This is a genomic window from Brevundimonas subvibrioides ATCC 15264 (assembly GCF_000144605.1).
Taxonomy (GTDB): Bacteria; Pseudomonadota; Alphaproteobacteria; order Caulobacterales; family Caulobacteraceae; genus Brevundimonas; species Brevundimonas subvibrioides.
Map to the genome: position 1 here is coordinate 3,164,795 of NC_014375.1, position 20,800 is coordinate 3,185,594.

Below are 20,800 nucleotides of genomic sequence, written 5' to 3' on the forward strand. Positions count from 1 at the left end.
GCCCGGTATACTCAAGCTTATACGTTTTCGAGCGCTTCGCCATGCAGGGTCGTGTCCAGACCCTCTGCTTCCTGAGCATCTGTGACACGCAAGCCCGTCGTGAACTTGCAGATGACCAGGATGATGAAGGTCACGATCGCCGACCAGGCGATGGTCCAGGCCAGGCCCATGGCCTGTGTGGCGACGTTTGCGCCTTCGGACAGGCCGTTCACCGCGGTGGTGGCGAACACCCCGGTCAGAAGCGCCCCCAGCAGGCCCCCCGCGCCGTGGATGCCGAAAGCATCCAGGCTGTCATCGTAACGCAACAGTTTCTTCAACCAGACGGACGAGGCGTAGCAGACGGGTCCGGCGATCAGGCCGATGATCACGGCCCCCTTGGGATCGACGAAGCCGGCGGCCGGCGTGATGGCCACGAGACCGGCGACCATGCCGGACAGCACACCGATCAGCGACGGCTTACGCTTCTCGATGACCTCGACGATCTTCCACGTCAGCGACGCGGCCATGGCGGCCAGCAGGGTGTTCAACAGGGCGACGCCCGCGATGGCATCGGCGGCCCAGGCGGAGCCGGCGTTGAAGCCGATCCAGCCGACCAGCAGCAGCGAGGCGCCGATCATGGTCAGGACCGGGTTGTGAGCGTTCATGATGTCCTTGCCGTAGCCCTTACGGGCACCAAGGAAGAGCGCGCACACCAGGCCGGCCACGCCCGAGTTGACGTGAACGACTGCGCCGCCGGCGAAGTCCAGCACCCCGGCCGAGCCGAGGAAGCCGCCACCCCAGACCCAGTGGCAGATGGGCGAATAGACGAACAGGGTCCACAGGAAGGTGAACAGCAGCAGGGCGGAGTATTTGATCCGCTCGGCAAAGGCCCCCGTGACGAGGGCCGGTGTGATGATGGCGAAGGTCATCTGGAAGGCGATCCAGAGGTATTCCGGCAGTCCGGGCGCGGCCGAATAGGCCGACTCCATGGTCACGCCGTTCAGGAACAGGGCCTGGGTCGAGCCGAAGTATTTCTGCACCGTGTCACCGTCGAAGCCGAACATCGGCTGGCCCACACCGAAGGCGAAGGTGTAGCCGGCACCGAACCAGGCGAGGCTGACCACGGCGGCCACGCCGACTGACTGGGTGATGGTGGCGATGACGTTCTTGCGTCGAACCATGCCGCCGTAGAACAGCGCCAGACCCGGCAGGGTCATGAGCAGCACCAGGGCGGTGGAGGTGAGGATCCAGGAACTGGCCGCTGCATCCACTTCGACCGCGGCCTGGTGGGCCAGCAACGCGGGAGCCGGTGCGGCCGCGGCGTCCTGCGCAAAGGCACCGCCCGCGTAGAACAGCGCCGCTGTCAGAAGGAGGAGTGCCAGCACCCCCGGTAGTCGATTGAAGAACTGCGACATGAATGCATCCCCTGTGTGATCTCGCAGTTGCAAACTGTTTACCGCTGCGTTGATCGACGCAAGGGCTTCAGGGGTATTCGGCGCAATTTTCGTGTGCGTGTCGTAGTTTACACACTGGCAAATGGTGAAATCTTGCGCCGCAGATTGATGCAGCGCACCATGCTCTCATGTGACGGCGTTATGACGAAATCATTAACCCCAATGCATCTGCACGCGGTGCGCGGCGGCCCAGTGGATGGCGCGAATGGCGTCGATGATCGCCTCCCCCGCTGCGCGCGTGCCCAGGGCACCCCCCAGGTCCGCCGTGGTGGCCCCGGCCGCCAGCACTGCGGCCACTGCGGCCTCGATCGACGAGGCCTCGTCTTCCAGACCCAGGCTGTGGCGCAGCATCATGGCGGCCGACAGGATGGTGCCGACCGGATTGGCCAGATCCTGGCCGGCGATGTCGGGAGCCGAGCCGTGGATCGGCTCGAACAGGCCCGGTCCCGACTCGCCCAGCGACGCTGACGGCAGCAGACCGATTGATCCGCCGAGCACGCTGATCTCGTCCGACAGGATGTCGCCGAACATGTTCTCTGTCAGGATGACGTCATAGTCGCGCGGCTTGCGGATCAGATGCATGGCCATGGAGTCGACCAGGGCATGCTCCAGCTGGACCTGCGGAAATTCCTCGGCGTGGATGCGGGTGACGACCTCGCGCCACAGCTTGGACGTGGCCATGACATTGGCCTTGTCGACCGAGGTCACCTTGCCGCGTCGCTGCAGGGCGGTCTTGAAAGCGGCGCGGGTGATCCGCTCGATCTCGGGCACCGTGTAGATGCACAGGTCCGAGGCCATGGTGTCCGTGCGGACCTTCTCCCCGAAATAGACCCCGCCGGTCAGCTCGCGGAAGACGATCAGGTCGACGCCCTCGACGATTTCCTTCTTCAGGGGTGAACGGTGCGCCAGGACCGGCGAGACCTGCAGCGGACGCAGGTTGGCGAACAGACCCATGGCCTTGCGGATGCCCAGCAGCCCCTCTTCCGGGCGGCGCGCGCCGCCGTCCCACTTCGGCCCGCCGACGGCGCCGAGCAGCACGCCGTCCGCGGCCAGACAGGCGGCCGTCGTCTCGGGCGGCAGGGGATCGCCTGTGGCATCGATGCCCGCCCCGCCGATCAGATGCTCGGAGAAATCGAAACTGTGGCCATAGAAGTCGGCGATAACCCGCAGCACGTCCTTCGCCGCCGCGATCACCTCCGGCCCCACGCCGTCGCCGGGCAGCAGGACGATGTCGTAGGTCTGGGTCTTGGGCATCACGCGGGCTCCGGGAAGTGGGTACGTTCGTACTGTTCGATGGCGGGCAATGCCTTCTGCAGCCAGCCGAGGGTGTCGACACCGTCCAGAAGGCACTGGCGCGCGAAGGGCTCGACCGAGAAGGCGACCGGCGCATGGTTGCCGCGCCTGACCTCCCCCGCCTCAAGATCGATGGTGACGACCTGTTCGGGGTTGGCGACAAGGTCCTCCCACGTCGCCTGATCGACGACCACCGGCAGAAAGCCGTTCTTCAGGGCGTTGGAGGTGAAGATGTCGGCGATCGAGGTCGAGATCACCGCCCGGAAGCCGTAGTCGTACAGGGCCCACGAGGCATGCTCGCGAGACGACCCGCAGCCGAAATTGTCGCCCGCCACCAGGATGCGGTGCTCGGCCGGATCGATCCGGTTCAGCACGGCCTCGGGGCGCGGGGAGCCGTCTGCCTCGTAGCGCCAGTCGTAGAAGGCTTTCCGGCCCAGGCCGGTGGTCTCGGTCGTGGTCAGGAACCGGGCCGGGATGATCTGGTCGGTATCGATATTGGCCTGGGTCAGGACCAGGGTGCGGGATGTCAGGACCTTCAGGGGCTCAGGCATCGACCGTCTCGCTCAGGTAAACACGCGGATCGGTCAGCACGCCCGCGATGGCCGAGGCCGCCGCCGTGGCCGGGCTGGCCAGGATGGTCCGGGCCCCCTTGCCCTGACGCCCCTCGAAATTGCGGTTGGAGGTCGAGACGGCCAGCTGGCCCGGCGCGACGACGTCGCCGTTCATGGCGATGCACATGGAACACCCCGGGATGCGCCATTCGGCCCCGGCCTCGGTGAAGACATGGTGCAGCCCTTCGGCCTCCGCATCGCGACGCACAGCCTCGGATCCAGGCACGACCAGCATCCGCACGCCTGGCTTCACCTTGCGCCCGCGCAGGACGTCCGCCGCCGCGCGCAGGTCGGGCAGGCGCCCGTTGGTGCAGGAGCCGATGAAGACCACGTCCACCGCCTGGGTCGTCGTCGTCTCGCCCGCCTCGAAACCCATATAGGCAAGGGCCTTGCGGTCGCTTTCGGACTTCGGCTGAGGCACGCGCGATCCGATCGGCGCGCCGGCATCCGGCGTGGTGCCCCACGTCGCCATCGGCCGGATGGACGCGCCGTCGATCAGGATCTCGGTGTCGAACACCGCGCCCGGATCGCTGGCCAGCCCCAACCATTCGGCGGCCTGCGCCTCATAGGCCTGGCCTTGCGGGACATGCTTGCGGCCGCGCAGCCAGTCGATTGTCCCGGCATCCGGCGCGATCATGCCGGCCCGCGCCCCGGCCTCGATCGACATGTTGCAGAGAGTCATCCGCCCTTCCATGTCGAGCGACCGCACAGCCTCTCCGGCGTATTCGATGACGAAGCCGGTGCCGCCGCCGAAGCCCAGTTCGGCGATCACCGCCAGGGCCACGTCCTTGCCCGAGACGCCGGGCGTCAGGGTGCCGGTGACGGTGACGCGCATGGCCTTCGACTTGCGCTGCAGCAGACACTGGGTCGCCAGGACGTGACCGACTTCCGACGTGCCGATGCCGAAGGCCAGGGCCCCGAAGGCACCGTGCGTGGCCGTGTGGCTGTCGCCGCAAACGACGGTCATGCCCGGCTGGGTCAGGCCCAGTTCCGGCCCCATGACGTGGACCACGCCCCGATCGGGCGAGCCCCAGCCAGCCAGGTCGATGCCGTGGCGGGCGCAGTTCTCTTCCAGCCGATGCACCTGCGCCTCGGCCTCCGCCGTGACATAGGGCTTAAGACCGTTCAGCCCGGCCGGCAGGGTCGGGGTTGAATGGTCCAGGGTCGCGAAGGTCCGGTCCGGGCGGCGCACCTTCAGGCCGCGCGCCTCGATCTCGGTGAAGGCCTGGGGGCTGGTGACCTCGTGGACCAGATGCAGATCGATATAAAGGACGCCCGGCGTCTCCTGTGTTTCCGGGACCACCACGTGGCGGTCCCAGACCTTGTCGAACAGGGTGCGGGGCGCGCGGGTGTCAGGCGGCGACATGGGCCGCCTCTCGCTGCGTCGCCGTACAGATGGCGATCAGCTCCTTGTCGTCGATCTCGCCGATCTCGTCCGCCCGCGTCTTGAAGGCGGCGAAGGCGTCGGTCAGGTGGTCGCCGACCAGCGGATAGCCCAGGACCTCGGCCCGCTTCTGAACCGCCGTCCGGCCCGAATGCTTGCCCAGAACGAAGAAGCTGCCGGCGAACCCGACGTCCTCGGGCCGCATGATCTCATAGGTCCGGGCATCCGCGTACATACCGTGCTGGTGGATGCCGGCCTCGTGGGCGAAGGCGTTGATGCCGACGATGGCCTTGTTGCGCACGATGGGCGAGTGGGTGATCTCGCTCAGCAGCCGGCTGGTCTCGACCAGTTTGGTGGCGTCGACGCCCGTCGTGACGCCATAGCGTTCGGCGCGGGTGCGCAGGGCCATGACAACCTCTTCCAGCGCCGCATTGCCGGCCCGTTCGCCAATGCCGTTGATGGTCGATTCGACCTGACGAACCCCACCCTCGATCGCCGCCAGGCTGTTGGCGACGGCCAGACCCAGGTCGTTGTGGCAGTGGGTCGAGAAGACGACATGCGGGAAACGCGGCCGGATCCGCGCCATCAGGAAGCGGAACAGCGCCCCGATCTCGTCCGGCGTCGCATAGCCGACCGTGTCGGGCACGTTCAAGGTCGAGGCCCCCGCTGCGGAGACCGCCTCCAGGACCTCGGCCAGAAACTCCGGCTCGGTGCGGATCGCGTCCTCGGCCGAAAACTCGACGTCGTGAAAATGGGTCCGGGCATATTCGACCGAGCGCACGGCCTGGGCCAGGACCTGGTCCGGGGTCATCCGCAGCTTGGCGGCCCGGTGGATCGGGCTGGTGCCGATGAAGACGTGGCAACGCCGCCGCTTCGTCCCGCGCAGCGCGCGATACGAGGCGTCGATGTCCGCCTCGTTCGACCGCGACAGGGAGCAGAAGACCGGTCCGGACTCATCCTCGGCCATCTCGCCGACGACGGCGCGGATGCAGTCCTCGTCGCCCGGAGAGGCGGCCGCGAACCCGGCCTCCATGATGTCGACGCCCAGGGCCTTCAGCTGACGCCCCATGCGGACCTTGTCGTCCGGCGACATGGAGAAGCCCGGGGCCTGTTCGCCGTCGCGCATGGTGGTGTCGAAGACGATGACCCGGTTCGGGTCGTTCGGTACTCGAGGTTCAGAGGTCATGCCGCCACACTGTCCCGGTAGGCGTAGGGCGCAGGCGCGAAACCGACCCGCGTCGCGCCGATCAGCTTGTCGATCTGGCGGCCCAGGTTTTCGGTGCAGCGGCCATCGTCGCGGCCGCGGACCTGCAACTGGACGCGGCGCATCGTGCCCTCGTCCGACAGGCTCATGCCGTCGATGTGGAAGCCCCGGCGCTCCACGAGACCGATCAGGCGCTGGAGCGAGCCGTCGGCCCGGTCGATCTGGATCTGGATGGTGTCGGTCATCACATGTCTCCTTCGAAGCGCGTGTCGTGCATCATTTCGGCGTTGTTCTTGCCCGGCGGGACCAGAGGCCAGACGTTCTCTTTGGGGTCGATCAGGACGTGCATCAGGCACGGCCCGGACGCGGCCAGCAGACGGGCGATGCCGTCAGTGACCTGATCCCGGCGGTCGATCATGAAGGCCTCGATGCCGAAGGCCTGGGCCACGGCGACGAAGTCGGGATTGTCCGACAGATCGACCTCGGAATAGTTCTCGGCGAAGAACAGCTCCTGCCACTGGCGCACCAGGCCCAGGCTGGAGTTGTCCAGCAGCACGATCTTCAGGGCGACGCCGTAGCGACGCAGGGTCGCCAGCTCCTGGATGTTCATCATGAAGCTGCCGTCGCCCGAGACGGTGACGACATGGGCGTCGGGGCTGGCCATCTTGGCCCCCAGACCGGCGGGCAGGCCGTAGCCCATCGCCCCCAGACCGCCCGAGGTCAGGTGGGCCTCGGGCCGCGAGAATTCGCAATGCTGGGCCACCCACATCTGGTGCTGGCCGACGTCGCAGGCGGCGACGAAGCCGTCTCCCGCGGTCTTCGACAGCTCGTTCAGCAGGGCCGGCGCATAGACGCCCTCGCCCGGCGCGTCATAGCGGAAGCCGTTCCGGCGCGCGTTCGACGTCGAGCGGGCGATCCACGGATCGATCGCCAGAGATGCGGCCGCGACACGGGCGGTCAGGGCCTCGATGCCCGCCTTCAGATCGCCGATGACCGGCACGTGGGCGGCGCGCAGCTTGCCGATCTCGGCCGGGTCGATGTCGAAATGGATGACCTTCGCATGGGGGGCGAACTCGTTCAGCTTGCCCGTGGCGCGGTCGTCGAACCGGGCGCCGAAGACGATCAGCAGGTCGCTCTCCTGCACCGCCTCGTTGGCCGCCTTCGTGCCGTGCATGCCCAGCATGCCCAGGAAGCCCGGCGCATCCGTGCGGATCGAGCCCAGGGCGTTCAGGGTCGAGACCGAGGGAATACCCGTCCGGCCGGCGAAGTCGCGCAGCGCGTCCACGGCGCCGGCGATCTTCACCCCGCCGCCGACGTAGATCAGCGGACTCCCGGCGGCGCGGATCAGCTGTTCGGCTTCGGCGATCGCGGCGTGATCCACCGGGGCGGTCTCGTTCGGATATGGAAAGCCGAAGTCGTCCGACGTGGTGCCGACCTGCACGTCCTTGGGCAGGTCGACCAGCACCGGGCCGGGGCGACCAGAGCGGGCGACATGGAAGGCCTCCTCGATCACCGCGGGCACGTCGGCCGGATCGCGCACGACCCAGCTGTGCTTCACGATCGGCAGGGTGACCCCCAGGATGTCGATCTCCTGGAAGGCGTCGGTCCCCATCAGATGGGTGGCGACGTTGCCGGTGATGCAGACCATCGGCACGGAGTCCATGAAGGCGTTGGCGATGCCGGTGATCAGGTTGGTCGCGCCCGGCCCCGAGGTCGCCATGCAGACCCCGACCTTGCCGGTCGAACGCGCATAGGCGTCGGCGGCGAAGGCGGCACCCTGTTCGTGACGGACCAGGATGTGCTTCAGGCCCGATCCGGTCAGGGCGTCGTAGACCGGCATGATGGCCCCGCCCGGATAGCCGAACACCACCTCGACCCCCAGCCGCTCCAGGGTCGAGACGAGCAGCCGCGCGCCGCTCTGGGGAGCGGTGGCGGACTGGGTGGATTTCAGGGCCGAGGCGGCGGTCATCGGAGGATACTCAGGCTCTCTTGCGATCAGGCCGCTTCGGCGGTCTTGGGGGCGTGCAGCCACGCCATCCGCTCGCGCAGACCCGCCCCGACCGACTCGATCAGATGCTCGCCGTCGGCCTTGACCAGGGCGTCATAGGCGCCCTTGCCGGCCTCGTTCTCGGCGATCCATTCGCGGGCGAAGGTGCCGTCCTGGATCTCATTCAGGACCTCCTTCATCCGGGCGCGCGTCTCGGAGTTGATGACGCGCGGGCCGCTGACCACCGAGCCCCATTTGGCGGTCTCGGAGATGAACTCGTTCATCTTGGTGATGCCGCCCTCGTAGAACAGGTCCACGATCAACTTCAGCTCGTGCATGCATTCGAAGTAGGCGATCTCGGGCTGGTAGCCGGCCTCGACCAGGGTGGTGAACCCGCCCATGACCAGTTCCTTGGCCCCGCCGCACAGGACCGCCTGTTCACCGAACAGGTCGGTCTCGGTCTCTTCCTTGAAGGAGGTTTCCAGCAGGCCGCCGGTGGCGCCGCCGATACCCTTCGCATAGCCCATGGCCCGGTCGCGGGCCTTGCCGGTCGCATCCTGCTCGACCGCGAACAGGGCGGGGACGCCGCGGCCGCGCGCATACTCTCGACGGACCAGATCGCCCGGTCCCTTGGGCGCGACCAGGATCACGTCCATGTCCTTCCGCGGCGTGACGCGGCCGTACAGGATCGAGAAGCCGTGGGCGAACAGCAGGGCCGCGCCCTTCTTGGCGTTGGGCTCGATGATGTCCGTGTAGATCTGGGCCTGGGCCATGTCGGGCGTCAGGATGGCGATGATGTCCGCGCCCTTGACCGCCTCCGCCGGCTCGGCCGTGGCGATGCCGTCGGCCTGGGCGTTCTTCCAGCCCTTGCCGCCGTGACGAACGCCCGCGATCACGTCGTGACCGCTCTCCTTCAGGTTCTGGGCATGGGCGCGCCCTTGCGAGCCATAGCCGATGACCGCGATGCGGTGACCCGCGATGACGCCGGGACGGATGTCGTCGTTGGTATAGATTTGCATGGCTCAGGCTTCCTGGGTTTGTCTGGCTTGGACCGGCACCTGGGCCGGCGGCGGATTGGGAATGGTGACGGCGCCCTGGCTGGCCGAGGCGACCTGGGCCCGATATTTGGCGAAGACCCCGGTGGCGGGTTTCAGCGGCGGGATGGTGTAGTCGCGGCGGCGCGCGACCAGGTCGGCCGCGACGTCGATGCGCCGGTTGGTGACGTCGATCGTGATCCGGTCGCCGTCTCGGACCAGGGCGATCGGCCCGCCCACGGCCGCCTCGGGGGAGATGTGGCCGGCGACGAAGCCATAGCTGGCACCCGAGAACCGGCCGTCGGTCAGCAGGGCGACATTGGCGACGCCCCTGCCCTTCAAGGCGGCGGTGACCTGCAGCATCTCGCGCATGCCCGGACCGCCGCGGGGACCTTCGTAGCGGATGATGATGACGTCGCCTTCGCCGACCGAACCGTCCTGGACGGCGTGGAAGGCGTCTTCCTCTGAATCGAACACGCAGGCCGGGCCCTCGAACACGTCGATGGCGTGACCGGCCAGCTTGATGATCGCCCCCTCTGGGGCCAGGTCGCCGTGGATGACGGCATAGGACCCGCGCGCCATGACCGGGGTGTCGATCGTGGTCACGACCTGCTGGCCCGGCGCTTCCTCGGCCTCGGCGGCCTCGGCGAACAGGCTACGGCCCGAGACGGTCGGGGTGTTGATGATCTTGCCCGCTGCCGCCAGCCGCTGGGCCACCAGTCGGGTGCCGCCCGCCGCATACAGGTGCGAGGCCAGGAACCGTCCGCCGGGCTTCAGGTCGCAGATCACCGGGGCCTCGACGCAGGCCTGGTGGCAGTCCTCGATGCCGAAATCGATGCCCGCCTCGGTGGCGATGGCCGTCAGGTGCATGACTGCATTGGTCGATCCGCCCGAGGCCGAACAGGCGATGGCCGCATTCTTCAGGCTGGCGCGGGTGATGTATTTGCGCGCCGTGTCGCCGGCGAATACCCGCTCGACGATCAGTCGGCCGCACCGTTCACCCTCGGCCGCCTTGGCGGGGTCCACGGCCGGGACGTCATTGGCCCCCATTGGGGACAGCCCCATCATCGACAGGGCCATGGCCATGGTGTTGGCGGTGAACTGGCCGCCGCAGGCCCCGGCTCCGGGACAGGCGGCGCTCTCGACCATCTTCAGCTGATCGTCGTCGATGGTGCCTGCGCCGTGGGCACCGATGGCCTCGAACACATCCTGGATCGAGATCTCCGCCGCGCCGATCCGGCCCGGCAGGATGGTGCCGCCATAGTAGACCAGACCGGGGATATCCATCCGGGCCAGGGCCATGGCGGCGGCAGGAATGGTCTTGTCGCAGCCGACGATGCAGACGACGCCGTCCAACTGGTGGCCCTGGACCGCCAGTTCGATGGAGTCGGCGACGACCTCGCGACTGATCAGCGAGGCCTTCATCCCCGCCGTGCCCATCGAGATGCCGTCGGTCACCACGATGGTGTTGAAGTCGATGGGAAAGCCGCCCGCCGCCACGATCCCGGCCCGGACGTCCCTGGCCAGTCGGTCCAGATGCATGTTGCACGGCGTCACCGACGACCAGGTGTTGACCACCGCGATCATCGGCTTGTCGAAATCGGCGTCGTCCATGCCGGCGGCCCGCAGATAGCTGCGGGCCGCAGCGCGGTTGGCTCCGGCGGTCACGGCCGCACTTCTCCGGCCATCCCGTTGGGGGAGCGAAGCGGCGGCGTCTTCCGGGGTGAAATCTTGCGTCATTGAAGGCTGGCGATCTGAAGGAGGGGGTCTGCGTCGGGCATGAAAAAACCCGCTTCCTTTCGGGAGCGGGTGGCGGCTTGCGGTCCTGATGTGTCTTGGGTTCAGGTCAGCTGCATCCACGCCGCTCCGGAGAGCAGGAGTACGAGTACGCTGAGAAGAAGGGTCGACAGGGCGGCAGGCGCGACGTTGGCGCGCGGGGCCGCGACCGCACGGGCGGTGGAACGGATCGGGGTGTGACGGGTCGGGTGGCTCACGGCCGCCTCCTTGGTTACCCCGTCATAAGGTCAGATAACGCTGCGCCGCACAAGCCCCGCTGGAATAAACTTCCAATTTGCGGGTCAAAAACTTGTCGGGGCAGCATTTCTACCCCGTTGAGTTCGTCAGCGGGTGAAAACGACCGTCTGGGCCGGGCTGCCGGGTCGAAACACCACGGTGCGGGTCACACCGGCGACGCGGACATTGACCTGCTGCTCCTGGTCGTCGTGCACGCCGGGGAAGAAATCCAGATCCACACGGACGGATCGTCCGGCCGCGCCGGAGAGCCCCTGCCCGGTGAAATCGACCCGGATGTTGTCGCCGGCCAGATCGGTCCTCGCATGGTCCAGGTCGATGCGCTCGCCGTTCACCTCCAGCCGGAACCGGCGATCGAGATGCGCTTCGAGGGCCAGGACGGCGGCGGGATCGTCCAGGGTCGGCTGGGCGTCCGGGGCGACGGTGACCAGCGCCGGCTCGACGTCGTGGGCGGCGAAACGGTGGGTGACGGTGACGCCACCGGTGGCCTCATCAATGACCACCACCGTCAGCCCGCCGTGCCCGCGGTGGGCCAGGCTGGGGCCGGCCAGCAGCAGGGCGGCAGCGACAATGGAGAGGCCCAGCCGCTTCATGGCGTCACCGTGCGGGGACGCAGGCTGTCGGGCGTCACCCGGCGGTCGTCGTCGCGCATGCGGTTGGAGCCCTGCGGTCCTTGCGGTGCCAGGGGGACCAGGCTCGGCTGGATCGATTGCGGGAAGCCGTTGTTGGCGCGGTTGGCGTCGGCGGTCTCCCACAGGGGATCGACCTCGGCCGAGACCAGGGTCCTGGACGACACATGCTGCCACGTCACGGTCTGGCTGTTGCGGCGCCAGACCTCGGCCGGGATGCGGACGATCTCGTCGGACCCGTCCGACCAGTTCAGCTTCAGGATCACCGGCATCACCAGCCCGCCCCGGTTGGAGAAGGTGAAGCGATAGACGTTGTCGTCGAAAGTCAGCGCCTGGCGGCGGTTGGCGTCGGCCTCGGCGGCCGTGCGGGCCCGTGCGGCATCCCGGCGCTGGCTGGCGGTCACGGTGAAGGCGTCGGTCTCGTCGTAATAGTCGCGGACCGAGGGATCGCGCTCGGTGACGGTCTGGATGCCGCGGTTGTTGACCACGGTGCGCGATTCCGGCTCGGCCTCGAACCGCGCGCTGGCCGCGCGGGCGCGGTCCTCGGGGTCCTGCGATTCCAGCGACACGGCGATAACGTTGTCGAGCGAGATATCCACGTGGTCGGTCGAATAGAACCAGCCGCGCCAGAACCAGTCGAGGTCCATGCCCGACGACTCTTCCATGGTGCGGAAGAAGTCGTAGGGAGTCGGCCGCTTGAAGGCCCAGCGCTGGGCGTACTCGCGGAAGGCCCGATCGAACAGCTCGCGACCCATGACGGTCTCGCGCAGGATGTTCAGGGCGGTGGCCGGCTTGGCATAGGCGTTGTTGCCGAACTGCAGGATGCTGTCCGACTGGGTCATGACCGGCACCTGGTTTTCCGAGATCATGTATTCGATGATCTGGCGCGGCTCGCCCCGGGCCGGAAAGTCGGCGTCCCACAGCTTCTCGGCCTGATACTGCAGGAAGCTGTTCAGCCCCTCGTCCATCCAGGTCCACTGGCGTTCGTCGGAGTTGATGATCATCGGGAAGTAGGTGTGACCGACCTCATGGATGATCACGCCGATCAGCCCGGCCTTGGTCCGCTCCGAATACGTCAGGCTGCCGTCGTCGCCCCGCAGCGGGCGCGGCCCGTTGAAGGTGATCATCGGATACTCCATCCCCCCGACCGGGCCGTTGACCGACTGGGCCGTGGGATAGGGATAGGTGATCGAGAACTGGTTGTAGACGTCCAGCGTATGGGCCACCGCCTTGGTCGACCAGGCGTCCCACAGGGGCCGGGCTTCCTTGGGGAAGAAGGACATGGCCATGACCACCGGGTGTTCGGCGCTGTCCTGTTCTACGCCCATGGCGTCCCAGATGAATTTGCGGCTGGAGGCGAAGGCGAAGTCGCGCACGTTCTCGGCCGCAAAGGTCCAGGTGCGGGTGCCGGAGCGGGCCGGGCTGGCCTCGGCGGCAGCAGCCTCGGCCGGGGTCACGATATAGACCGGCTCATCGGCGGTGCGGGCCTGGTCCAGCCGTTGCCGCTGGGCAGCGGTCAGAACGTCGAGGTTCTGCAGCGCGCCGGTGGCCGAGACCTGGTGGTCGGCGGGGGCCGTGATCGAGACGTTGTAGTCGCCGAACTCCAGCGTGAACTCGCCGGATCCCAGGAACTGGGCGTTATGCCAGCCCTCGTAGTCGGAATAGACGGCCAGGCGCGGGAACCACTGGGCGGCCAGGAAGATGCAGTTGCCGTCCTCCCAGGCCTTGGTGAAACACTCATAGCCGCTGCGGCCGCCGACGACATTGGTCTCGGGCAGCGGCAGGGTGAAAGAGATGGTGAAGGTGAAGCTCTCGCCGGTCCCCAGGGTCTGCGGCAGCTCGATCCGCAGCAGGGAGTCGGTGATCGAGAACGGCAGGTCCTGACCGTCCGACCCCGTGATCTTGAGGTCGTTGAAACCGCCTTCCCACTCCTGGAAGCGCTGCACCCGAACCACCTCGTTCACGGACAGGGTCGTGTCGGATCCCACCGTGCGGGTGCGCTCGGCCATCGAGGCCCGGCGGTAGTTCTGCTGATCCAGCAGTAGCCAGAGATAGCCCAGCCGGTCGGGAGAGTTGTTCGTATAGGTGACGGTCTCGGTCCCGGTCAGGGTCCGCGTCGCCTCGTTCAGCGAGACGTCGATGTCGTAGTCGACCTTCTGCTGCCAGTAGCGGAAACCCGGCGCGCCGGATGCGCTGCGATAGTCGGTCGGGGTGGGCCAGTCCTCGCCCTCGAACTGGCGGAACTTGTCCTCGAAGGTGCCCGTCGTCTGCTGCACGGGCCCGACGCTGACCTGGGCAGAGGCGGCTCCGGCCGACAGGGCCGCGACCAGACTCATCGCCGCCAGAAACAGTCCACGCATCGCCAAGCCTCGTCAGAACCAGAAACAGCCGCCGCGGACCTTACGGATGGAACCGGAAGGCGCAACCACGGGCGACATTACCATCCCGCAATGTTGCTGACGCTCAGCCGTCGACGAGGTCCTGCAGGATCCGCGCGATCCGGCCCTTCAGGCGCTCGCATTCGTCGGGGGCCATGTTCAGTCCGGACAGATCCCGGCTGACCGTCAGGCCCATCATCAACCCGGCGGCGATCCTTACGCGAAGGGCCGCATCCTCGCCGCCCATCCAGGTCACGAAGGGATCGAAGAAACATTCGTTCGAAGCCCGCTGGATGACTTCGGTGGCCTTGGGCGACGAGGCCGAGCGCAGCATCAGCAGCAGCCAGGCCAGCTTGCTCTCCTTGCGCTCGCCGTAGACGATCTCGTGCGCCATGCGCTCGCCGAAGGTGGCCCGGTCGCCTTCCGTGATGTCGGTGCCGCTGCCGCAGTCGTCGATGACCGCGCGGAACAGTTCTTCCTTGGACCCGAAGTACCGTGAGATCAGGGCCGGATCGACGCCGACCTCGCCGGCCACGTCGCGTATGCCGACCTGGTCGTAGCTCTCGGCCGTGAAGCGGCGGGTCGCTGCAGTCAGTATGGCTTCCCGCGTCGCGGCAGCGTTTCGTGGTCGGCAGGCGACGAAACTCAATGTGATCTCCTTTAGCCCCAACATCTGTATGGACATGTCATCGCCTGTTGACAAGCGAGGGCGTTCGCCGCATCTAAGTCAACAGGCGATGACCGTGGCTCCCCCACGCACACCCGGTCGCGCCATGACAGGGATTTCTACCCAACCGGGAGAGTGCGCGCATGCGCAGGCTGAAGATTGTTGCCGTGTCCGTCCTCGTGACGGGCGCGCTGTATGGCTGTTCGCAAAAATCCGAGGCGCAGGGGCCCCCGCCCGCTGCGCCCGTGACTGTGGCCGTGCCGCTGGCCGAACGCGTCGTCGACTGGGACGACCTGACCGGCCGGTTCGAGGCGACCTCCCAGGTCGAGGTGCGCGCCCGCGTCGGCGGCTTCATCCAGGGCGTCCACTTCCGTGACGGCGACTATGTACGGCGGGGCCAGCTGCTGTTCACCCTCGATCCCCGCCCGGCCCAGGCCCAGCTGGCCGCTGCCCGCGCGGCCCTGACCCAGGCCGAGGCGCAGCTCGCCCTGGCCCGCACCAACCTGACCCGGTCCGAAGGCCTTCTGGCCAGCCAGGCCGTCAGCCAGGCCGAGGTCGACACCAACTCGGGCGCCGTACAGACCGCCCAGGCCGCCGTCGCCTCGGCCCAGGCCGCCGTCCGCGCGCGTCAGCTGGACGTCGAGTTCACCCGCGTCACGGCGCCGGCCTCGGGCCGGGTCTCGGACCGTCGCGTCGATCCGGGCAACGTCGTCGCCGGCGGATCGTCTGCTGCAGACGTGCTGACCACCATCGTGTCCTCCTCGCCCATCTACTTCGTGTTCGACGGCTCCGAGGCCCTGCTGCTGAAGTACCAGCGCGACGCCCGCGCCGGACGCTCGGCCCCGGTCCGCATCCGGCTTCAGGACGAGAGCGACTTCAGTCGCGCGGGCACCCTGGACTTCACCGACAACGCCATCGACCCGGCCTCGGGCACGATCCGCCTGCGCGCTGTCATTCCCAACGCGGACGGCTTCCTGAAGCCCGGCATGTTCGCCCAGGGACGCGTCGCCGGAGCCGGGGCCTATGACGCCCTGCTGGTGCCGGATTCGGCCATCGGGACGGATCAGGCCCGCCGGGTCGTCTCGGTCGTCAACGCAGACGGCACCGTGACGCCGACGCCGGTCCAGCTCGGACCGCTGGTCGATGGTCTCCGTGTCGTGCGGTCGGGCCTCCAGCCCACGGACCGCATCATCATCGACGGCTTGCAGCGCGCCATGCCCGGCATGAAGGTCGCACCGACCAACGGTCGGATCGCGCGCCAGCCTCGTCAGGAAAGCACGCCCACGACCACCGCGCCGCCCGCTGCGACCGGAACCTCCGCCACCGCCCTGACGCAATCCGTCGCCGTGGGCGACTGAGGCCAGACCCGATGAATATTTCCCGCTTCTTCATCGACCGGCCGATCTTCGCGGCCGTGCTGTCGGTGTTCATCACCCTGGTCGGCATCTTCGCCTATCCGCTGCTGCCGCTGGCCCAGTACCCGGAGATCGCGCCGCCCACGATCACCATCAACACCGCCTATTCCGGGGCCTCGGCCGAGACCCTGGCCGAGACGGTCGCCGCGCCCATCGAGCAGGAGGTCAACGGCGTCGAGGGAATGCTCTACCTGTCGTCGTCGTCCACCTCCGACGGGACGGTGTCGATCACCGTGACGTTCCAGCCCGGCACCGATCTGGATAATGCCCAGGTGCTGGTCCAGAACCGTGTCGCCCTGGCCGAACCCCGCCTGCCCGAGGCCGTGCGCCAGGTCGGCGTGATCGTGAACAAGCAGGAATCCGGCTTCCTGATGATCCTGGGCCTGACCTCGCCCGGCGACGTGCTGAACAGCGATTATATCGGCAACTATGCCACCTCGACCCTGCGCGACCGCCTGCTGCGGATCGAGGGCGTGGGCAACGTCACCGTCTTCGGCGGTGGCAACTATTCGATGCGGGTGTGGATCGACCCGGCCAAGGCCGCCGCGCGCGGCCTGAACGCCTCCGACATCACCACCGCCTTGCGTGGCCAGAACATCCAGGCCGCCGCCGGTTCGATCGGCCAGCCGCCCTTCACCACCAATGCCGCCGCCTTCCAACAGCCGATCCAGGTCCAGGGTCGCCTGTCGACGCCCGAGGAATTCTCCGAGATCGTCATCAAGACCGACGCCGAGGGTCGCGTCACGCGCATCCGCGACGTCGCCCGCGTCGAGCTGGGCGCGCAGGACTACGGCATCCAGGGCTATTTCGACGGCGTGCGCGGCGTCGGTATCGCCATCGTCCAGCAGCCGGGGGCCAACGCCCTGGGCACAGCGGAGCGCGTGCTGGCCGAGGTCGAGAAGCTGAAGACCGAAGCGCCCCAGGGCCTGAGCATCGGTGTCCCCTACAACCCGACGGAGTTCGTCGCGGCCTCCGTGGAATCCGTGCAGCACACGCTGATCGAGGCGGTCATCCTGGTCGTTCTGGTCGTGCTGATCTTCCTGCAGTCGTGGCGCGCCGCGATCATCCCGATCGTCGCCATCCCGATCGCGCTGGTGGCCACCTTCGCGGTGCAGCTGGCGCTCGGCTATTCGATCAACTCCCTTTCCCTGCTGGCCCTGGTGCTGGCGGTGGGGATCGTGGTCGATGACGCCATCGTCGTAGTCGAGAACGTCGAGCGATACGTCCGCGAAGGCCTCAGTCCGAAGGAGGCCGCCTACAAATCCATGGAAGAAGTGTCCGGGGCCCTGATCGCCATCGGTCTGGTTCTGGTGTCCGTGTTCATCCCGACCATGTTCGTGCCGGGCATTCCCGGGATCTTCTATCGCCAGTTCGCGGTGACGATCGCGGCGGCCTCGGTCGTGTCGCTGTTCGTGTCCCTGACCCTGTCGCCGGCCATGGCCGCCCTGCTGCTGAAGCCGCACAAGCCGCACGACGAGGATAAGCCCCGCTCGCGTTCGGCCTTCGGACAGGCGAAATACTACGTCGGTTTCGCCGGCCGGAAGTTCAACGAGGGCTTCGACTGGCTTTCGGACAAGTACGGTCGTCTGACGGCCCGCCTGATCCGCACCGTCGCCGTGGTTCTGGTCGTTTACGTCGGCCTGCTGGGCCTGACCGCCTGGCGCCTGATCGACACCCCGTCCGGCTTCATCCCGGACCAGGACCAGGGCTTCCTGATCGGCGTCGTCCAGCTGCCCGCCGGGTCGTCGCTGGAACGCACCAACGCCGTGATGGACAATGCCCGCAAGATCATCGAGGGCACCGAGGGCGTCGACGGCACCGTGGCCTTCGCCGGTCTCGACGGCACCAGCTTCTCGTTCGGATCCAACGCCGCAACCATCTTCGTTCGCCTGAACGACTATGAGGACCGGACGACGCGCGAGACCACGGCCACGGCCCTGGCCGGCGCGATCACCGGCGCTGCGTCCGGCATCCAGAACGCCAACATCTTCGTCATCGCGCCCCCGGCCGTTCAGGGCCTGGGCACCGGCAACGGCTTCGCCATGATGATCCAGGACACCTCGGCCGCCGGCTACGGCGCGCTGGAGGGGGCGACCTACGCGATGATGGGGGCCGCGGCCCAGGCCCCGACCGAGGTCACGCAGGTCTTCTCGACCTACAACACCGCCTCCCCGCGCATCGAGGCCGACGTCGACCGCGACCGGGCCCTGATGATGGGAGTCCAGCCTTCGGCCGTGTTCGAGACCATGGGCATCTATCTGGGCTCGTCCTACGTCAACGACTTCAACATGCTAGGCAGGACCTTCCGCGTCACCGCCCAGGCCGAGCCGGCCTATCGCGACGACCTGGCCGACATCGGCAATCTGAAGGTCCGCTCGTCCTCGGGGGCCATGGTGCCTCTGGGGTCGGTGGCCACCCTGCGCGAAAGCGCCGGTCCGTCCCGGATCGTCCGCTACAACCTGTTCCCGGCCGCCGAGCTGCAGGGCCAGGGCGCGGCGGGCGTCTCGTCCGGCTCGGCCCTGACGATCATGGAAGACATGGCCGCCAAGGCCCTGCCCCCCGGATTCTCGTACGAATGGACCGGGCTGGCCTATCAGGAGAAACAGGCCGCAGGCGGCGCGACGATCATCTTCGTGGTCGCGGTGCTGCTGGTCTTCCTGGTGCTGGCGGCCCAGTACGAGGCCTTCACCCTGCCTCTGGCCGTCATCCTGATCGTGCCCATGTGTCTGCTGGCCGCCATGCTGGGGGTCAACGCGCTCGGGCTGGACAACAACATCCTGGTCCAGGTGGGGCTGGTGGTGCTGATCGCGCTTGCGGCCAAGAACGCCATCCTGATCGTGGAGTTCGCCAAGCAGCAGGAAGAGCATGGCATGGATCGCTGGGACGCCGCCGTCGCGGCCGCCCGGATCCGCCTGCGGCCCATCCTCATGACGTCCTTCGCCTTCATCCTCGGCGTGCTGCCGCTGGTGCTGGCCGATGGCGCGGGCGCGGAGATGCGCCAGTCCCTCGGGGCGGCGGTGTTCTTCGGCATGATCGGGGTGACCGTTTTCGGCCTGCTGTTCACACCGGTCTTCTATGTGATCTGCCGGGGGCTGGCCGCGCGCATCCCCCATCAACCCTCGAAGACGGACCTGCACGGTACCGACCGCCCCCATGGTGATCGCGCCCCCGTTTCCGACCACCCTCTGCCGGCGGCCACGTCGCCGCGCACGGGAGACGCCCTATGATGTCGACCAGACTTCGCCCCCTCCTGACCGCCTGCGCGGCCTCCGCCCTGATGGCGGCGTGCGCGGTCGGGCCGAAGGCGCCCGACGCCCCTCTCCCCCCCCTCGCGTCGGGTGCCTTCGTAAGTTCGCCGCTCGGGTCCGCCACCGGCGCGACCACGTCGGCGGAGGCCCGCAGCGACTGGTGGCGGCTCTATGCCGACCCCACCCTGGACGGGCTGATCGAACAGGCCTTCGCGCAGAACAACCAGCTGGAAGCCGCCGTCGCCAACCTGCGCGCCGTCCGCGCCAGCCTGTCGGAAGCGCGGTCAGGCCTGCTGCCCACCACCGGCACCTCGGCCTCGGCGACGCGCAGCCAGTCCTCGAGCGCCACGGCGCAAGGCCTGCCCGCCGGGCAGGATGCGCCAGAGATCGACATCTATGACGTCGGCCTCGACGCCTCCTACGAGATCGACCTGTTCGGCCGCGTCGCCTCGACCATCCGCGCCGCCCGCGCCGATGCCGATGCCCAGGCCGCTGCGCTGGATATCATCCGCGTCTCGGTGGCGGCAGAAACCACGCGCGCCTACGCCGACGCCTGCTCGGCCAATGCCCAGATCGCGGTGGCCGAGCGCACCCTGAGCCTGCAGCAGAACACCGCCGACCTGACCCGGCGGCTGCTGGAAGGTGGGGCCGGGACCGCCCTCGACACGTCCCGCGCCCAGGCCCAGCTGGCCTCGACGCGCGCCCAGCTTCCCAGCCTGCGGGCCCAGCGCGACGGGGCCCTGTTCCGCCTCGCCACCCTGACCGGCGTGACCCCGGCCGAGGCCAGCACGGCCGCGCGCGCCTGCATGCGTCCGCCCCAGCTGACCCAGCCGATCCCGGTCGGCGACGGTGCCGCCCTGCTGGCCCGTCGCCCGGATATCCGTCAGGCGGAGCGTACCCTGGCCGCCGCCGCTGCCCGCGTGAACGTCGCCACCGCGGCGCTCTTTCCGACCATCTCGCTGGGCGGCTCTATCGGGTCGACGGCCCTGGACGCCTCGGACCTCAGCGACGACAGCTCCTACCGCTTCTCGTTCGGACCGTTGATCAGCTGGAGCTTCCCCAACGTCCTGGCTGCGCGCGCCCGGATCGAGGCGGCGGATGCCCGGACCGATGCCGCCCTGGCCACCTTCGACCAGACTGTCCTGTCCGCGCTGGAAGAGACCGAAACGGCCCTGACCAACTACGCCAACGAACTGGACCGCCGCGCGGCCCTGACCGAGGCACGCGACCAGGCCGCCAACGCGTCGCGTCTGGCCCGTCTGCGGTTCGACGCCGGGGCCGACAGCCTGTTCACCGTGCTGGACGCCCAGCGCACCGAGGCCACCGCCGACGCCGCCCTGGCTCAGTCGGATGCCCTGGTGACCACCTACCAGATCGCCCTATTCAAGGCGCTGGCCGGCGGCTGGGATCAGACCGAAGGCTGATTGTCGCCAGAATGAGGCGATCTGGCGCACATTCCGTGCGCGCGACACGGCCCGAGCCCCCT

16 protein-coding genes are annotated in these 20,800 nt (G+C 68.0%); 3 read left to right on the plus strand and 13 right to left on the minus strand.

Translation table 11 applies throughout. The annotated features are described in order from the left end of the window. Positions 1–17: 17 nt before the first annotated feature. From BRESU_RS15410 to BRESU_RS15465, 13 genes are all read right to left on the minus strand, one after another. Positions 18–1,394 (minus strand): ammonium transporter, encoded by a 1,377-nt coding sequence (locus tag BRESU_RS15410; protein ID WP_013270491.1) that lies wholly within the window; start codon positions 1,392–1,394, stop codon positions 18–20. Between the two features lie 192 nt (positions 1,395–1,586). Next, on the minus strand, positions 1,587–2,687 hold the full coding sequence (leuB, locus tag BRESU_RS15415; RefSeq protein ID WP_013270492.1) for a 3-isopropylmalate dehydrogenase: 1,101 nt from the start codon (positions 2,685–2,687) through the stop codon (positions 1,587–1,589). Continuing rightward, positions 2,687–3,277 (minus strand): 3-isopropylmalate dehydratase small subunit, encoded by a 591-nt coding sequence (gene leuD, locus BRESU_RS15420; protein WP_013270493.1) that lies wholly within the window; start codon positions 3,275–3,277, stop codon positions 2,687–2,689. The genes leuB and leuD overlap by 1 nt, the downstream gene beginning before the upstream one ends. Further along, complete coding sequence (gene leuC, locus BRESU_RS15425; RefSeq protein ID WP_013270494.1) at positions 3,270–4,703, minus strand: 3-isopropylmalate dehydratase large subunit; 1,434 nt, start codon at positions 4,701–4,703, stop codon at positions 3,270–3,272. The genes leuD and leuC overlap by 8 nt, the downstream gene beginning before the upstream one ends. Next, entirely contained in the window at positions 4,690–5,907 is a 1,218-nt protein-coding gene (locus BRESU_RS15430; RefSeq protein WP_013270495.1) for a 2-isopropylmalate synthase, read from the minus strand. The genes leuC and BRESU_RS15430 overlap by 14 nt, the downstream gene beginning before the upstream one ends. Then, positions 5,904–6,170: an ACT domain-containing protein gene (locus BRESU_RS15435; protein WP_013270496.1), complete on the minus strand. Its 267-nt coding sequence runs from the start codon at positions 6,168–6,170 to the stop codon at positions 5,904–5,906. Before BRESU_RS15435 ends, BRESU_RS15430 begins: the two co-directional genes overlap by 4 nt. Further along, on the minus strand, positions 6,170–7,894 hold the full coding sequence (ilvG, locus tag BRESU_RS15440; RefSeq protein ID WP_013270497.1) for an acetolactate synthase 2 catalytic subunit: 1,725 nt from the start codon (positions 7,892–7,894) through the stop codon (positions 6,170–6,172). Before ilvG ends, BRESU_RS15435 begins: the two co-directional genes overlap by 1 nt. A gap of 26 nt (positions 7,895–7,920) precedes the next feature. Next, positions 7,921–8,931: a ketol-acid reductoisomerase gene (ilvC, locus tag BRESU_RS15445; RefSeq protein WP_013270498.1), complete on the minus strand. Its 1,011-nt coding sequence runs from the start codon at positions 8,929–8,931 to the stop codon at positions 7,921–7,923. 3 nt (positions 8,932–8,934) lie between these two features. Then, entirely contained in the window at positions 8,935–10,686 is a 1,752-nt protein-coding gene (gene ilvD / locus BRESU_RS15450; protein WP_050762522.1) for a dihydroxy-acid dehydratase, read from the minus strand. 101 nt (positions 10,687–10,787) lie between these two features. Next, the gene (locus BRESU_RS17475) at positions 10,788–10,940 is read right to left on the minus strand and encodes a hypothetical protein (protein WP_156796191.1); all 153 of its coding nucleotides are present in this window, start codon (positions 10,938–10,940) and stop codon (positions 10,788–10,790) included. A 126-nt stretch (positions 10,941–11,066) separates the two neighbouring features. After that, positions 11,067–11,570, minus strand: a complete 504-nt coding sequence (locus tag BRESU_RS15455; protein WP_013270500.1) for a DUF6702 family protein — start codon at positions 11,568–11,570, stop codon at positions 11,067–11,069. Then, a complete protein-coding gene (locus BRESU_RS15460; protein WP_013270501.1) occupies positions 11,567–13,966 on the minus strand; it encodes a M1 family metallopeptidase in 2,400 nt (799 codons plus the stop codon). Before BRESU_RS15460 ends, BRESU_RS15455 begins: the two co-directional genes overlap by 4 nt. A 103-nt stretch (positions 13,967–14,069) precedes the next feature. Continuing rightward, positions 14,070–14,633, minus strand: coding sequence for a TetR/AcrR family transcriptional regulator (locus BRESU_RS15465; protein WP_245528573.1), 564 nt, complete (start codon positions 14,631–14,633; stop codon positions 14,070–14,072). Positions 14,634–14,794: 161 nt separating this feature from the next. On the opposite strand from BRESU_RS15465, the gene BRESU_RS15470 reads away from it, so the two are divergent. Genes BRESU_RS15470 through BRESU_RS15480 form a run of 3 tightly spaced genes read left to right on the plus strand, consistent with a single transcriptional unit; the run spans position 14,795 to position 20,738 of the window. Further along, a complete protein-coding gene (locus BRESU_RS15470) occupies positions 14,795–16,009 on the plus strand; it encodes an efflux RND transporter periplasmic adaptor subunit (RefSeq protein ID WP_013270503.1) in 1,215 nt (404 codons plus the stop codon). Between the two features lie 11 nt (positions 16,010–16,020). Then, on the plus strand, positions 16,021–19,293 hold the full coding sequence (locus tag BRESU_RS15475; RefSeq protein WP_013270504.1) for an efflux RND transporter permease subunit: 3,273 nt from the start codon (positions 16,021–16,023) through the stop codon (positions 19,291–19,293). Beyond that, on the plus strand, positions 19,290–20,738 hold the full coding sequence (locus BRESU_RS15480; RefSeq protein WP_013270505.1) for an efflux transporter outer membrane subunit: 1,449 nt from the start codon (positions 19,290–19,292) through the stop codon (positions 20,736–20,738). The genes BRESU_RS15475 and BRESU_RS15480 overlap by 4 nt, the downstream gene beginning before the upstream one ends. Positions 20,739–20,800 lie beyond the last annotated feature (62 nt).

What these genes read in the sequence shown, in the direction of transcription:
- BRESU_RS15410 (WP_013270491.1), bottom strand. Translation starts at nt 1,394, where the DNA reads ATGTCGCAGTTCTTCAATCGACTACCGGGGGTGCTGGCACTCCTCCTT.
- leuB (WP_013270492.1), bottom strand. Translation starts at nt 2,687, where the DNA reads ATGCCCAAGACCCAGACCTACGACATCGTCCTGCTGCCCGGCGACGGC.
- leuD (WP_013270493.1), bottom strand. Translation starts at nt 3,277, where the DNA reads ATGCCTGAGCCCCTGAAGGTCCTGACATCCCGCACCCTGGTCCTGACC.
- leuC (WP_013270494.1), bottom strand. Translation starts at nt 4,703, where the DNA reads ATGTCGCCGCCTGACACCCGCGCGCCCCGCACCCTGTTCGACAAGGTC.
- BRESU_RS15430 (WP_013270495.1), bottom strand. Translation starts at nt 5,907, where the DNA reads ATGACCTCTGAACCTCGAGTACCGAACGACCCGAACCGGGTCATCGTC.
- BRESU_RS15435 (WP_013270496.1), bottom strand. Translation starts at nt 6,170, where the DNA reads ATGACCGACACCATCCAGATCCAGATCGACCGGGCCGACGGCTCGCTC.
- ilvG (WP_013270497.1), bottom strand. Translation starts at nt 7,894, where the DNA reads ATGACCGCCGCCTCGGCCCTGAAATCCACCCAGTCCGCCACCGCTCCC.
- ilvC (WP_013270498.1), bottom strand. Translation starts at nt 8,931, where the DNA reads ATGCAAATCTATACCAACGACGACATCCGTCCCGGCGTCATCGCGGGT.
- ilvD (WP_050762522.1), bottom strand. Translation starts at nt 10,686, where the DNA reads ATGACGCAAGATTTCACCCCGGAAGACGCCGCCGCTTCGCTCCCCCAA.
- BRESU_RS15455 (WP_013270500.1), bottom strand. Translation starts at nt 11,570, where the DNA reads ATGAAGCGGCTGGGCCTCTCCATTGTCGCTGCCGCCCTGCTGCTGGCC.
- BRESU_RS15460 (WP_013270501.1), bottom strand. Translation starts at nt 13,966, where the DNA reads ATGCGTGGACTGTTTCTGGCGGCGATGAGTCTGGTCGCGGCCCTGTCG.
- BRESU_RS15470 (WP_013270503.1), top strand. Translation starts at nt 14,795, where the DNA reads ATGCGCAGGCTGAAGATTGTTGCCGTGTCCGTCCTCGTGACGGGCGCG.
- BRESU_RS15475 (WP_013270504.1), top strand. Translation starts at nt 16,021, where the DNA reads ATGAATATTTCCCGCTTCTTCATCGACCGGCCGATCTTCGCGGCCGTG.
- BRESU_RS15480 (WP_013270505.1), top strand. Translation starts at nt 19,290, where the DNA reads ATGATGTCGACCAGACTTCGCCCCCTCCTGACCGCCTGCGCGGCCTCC.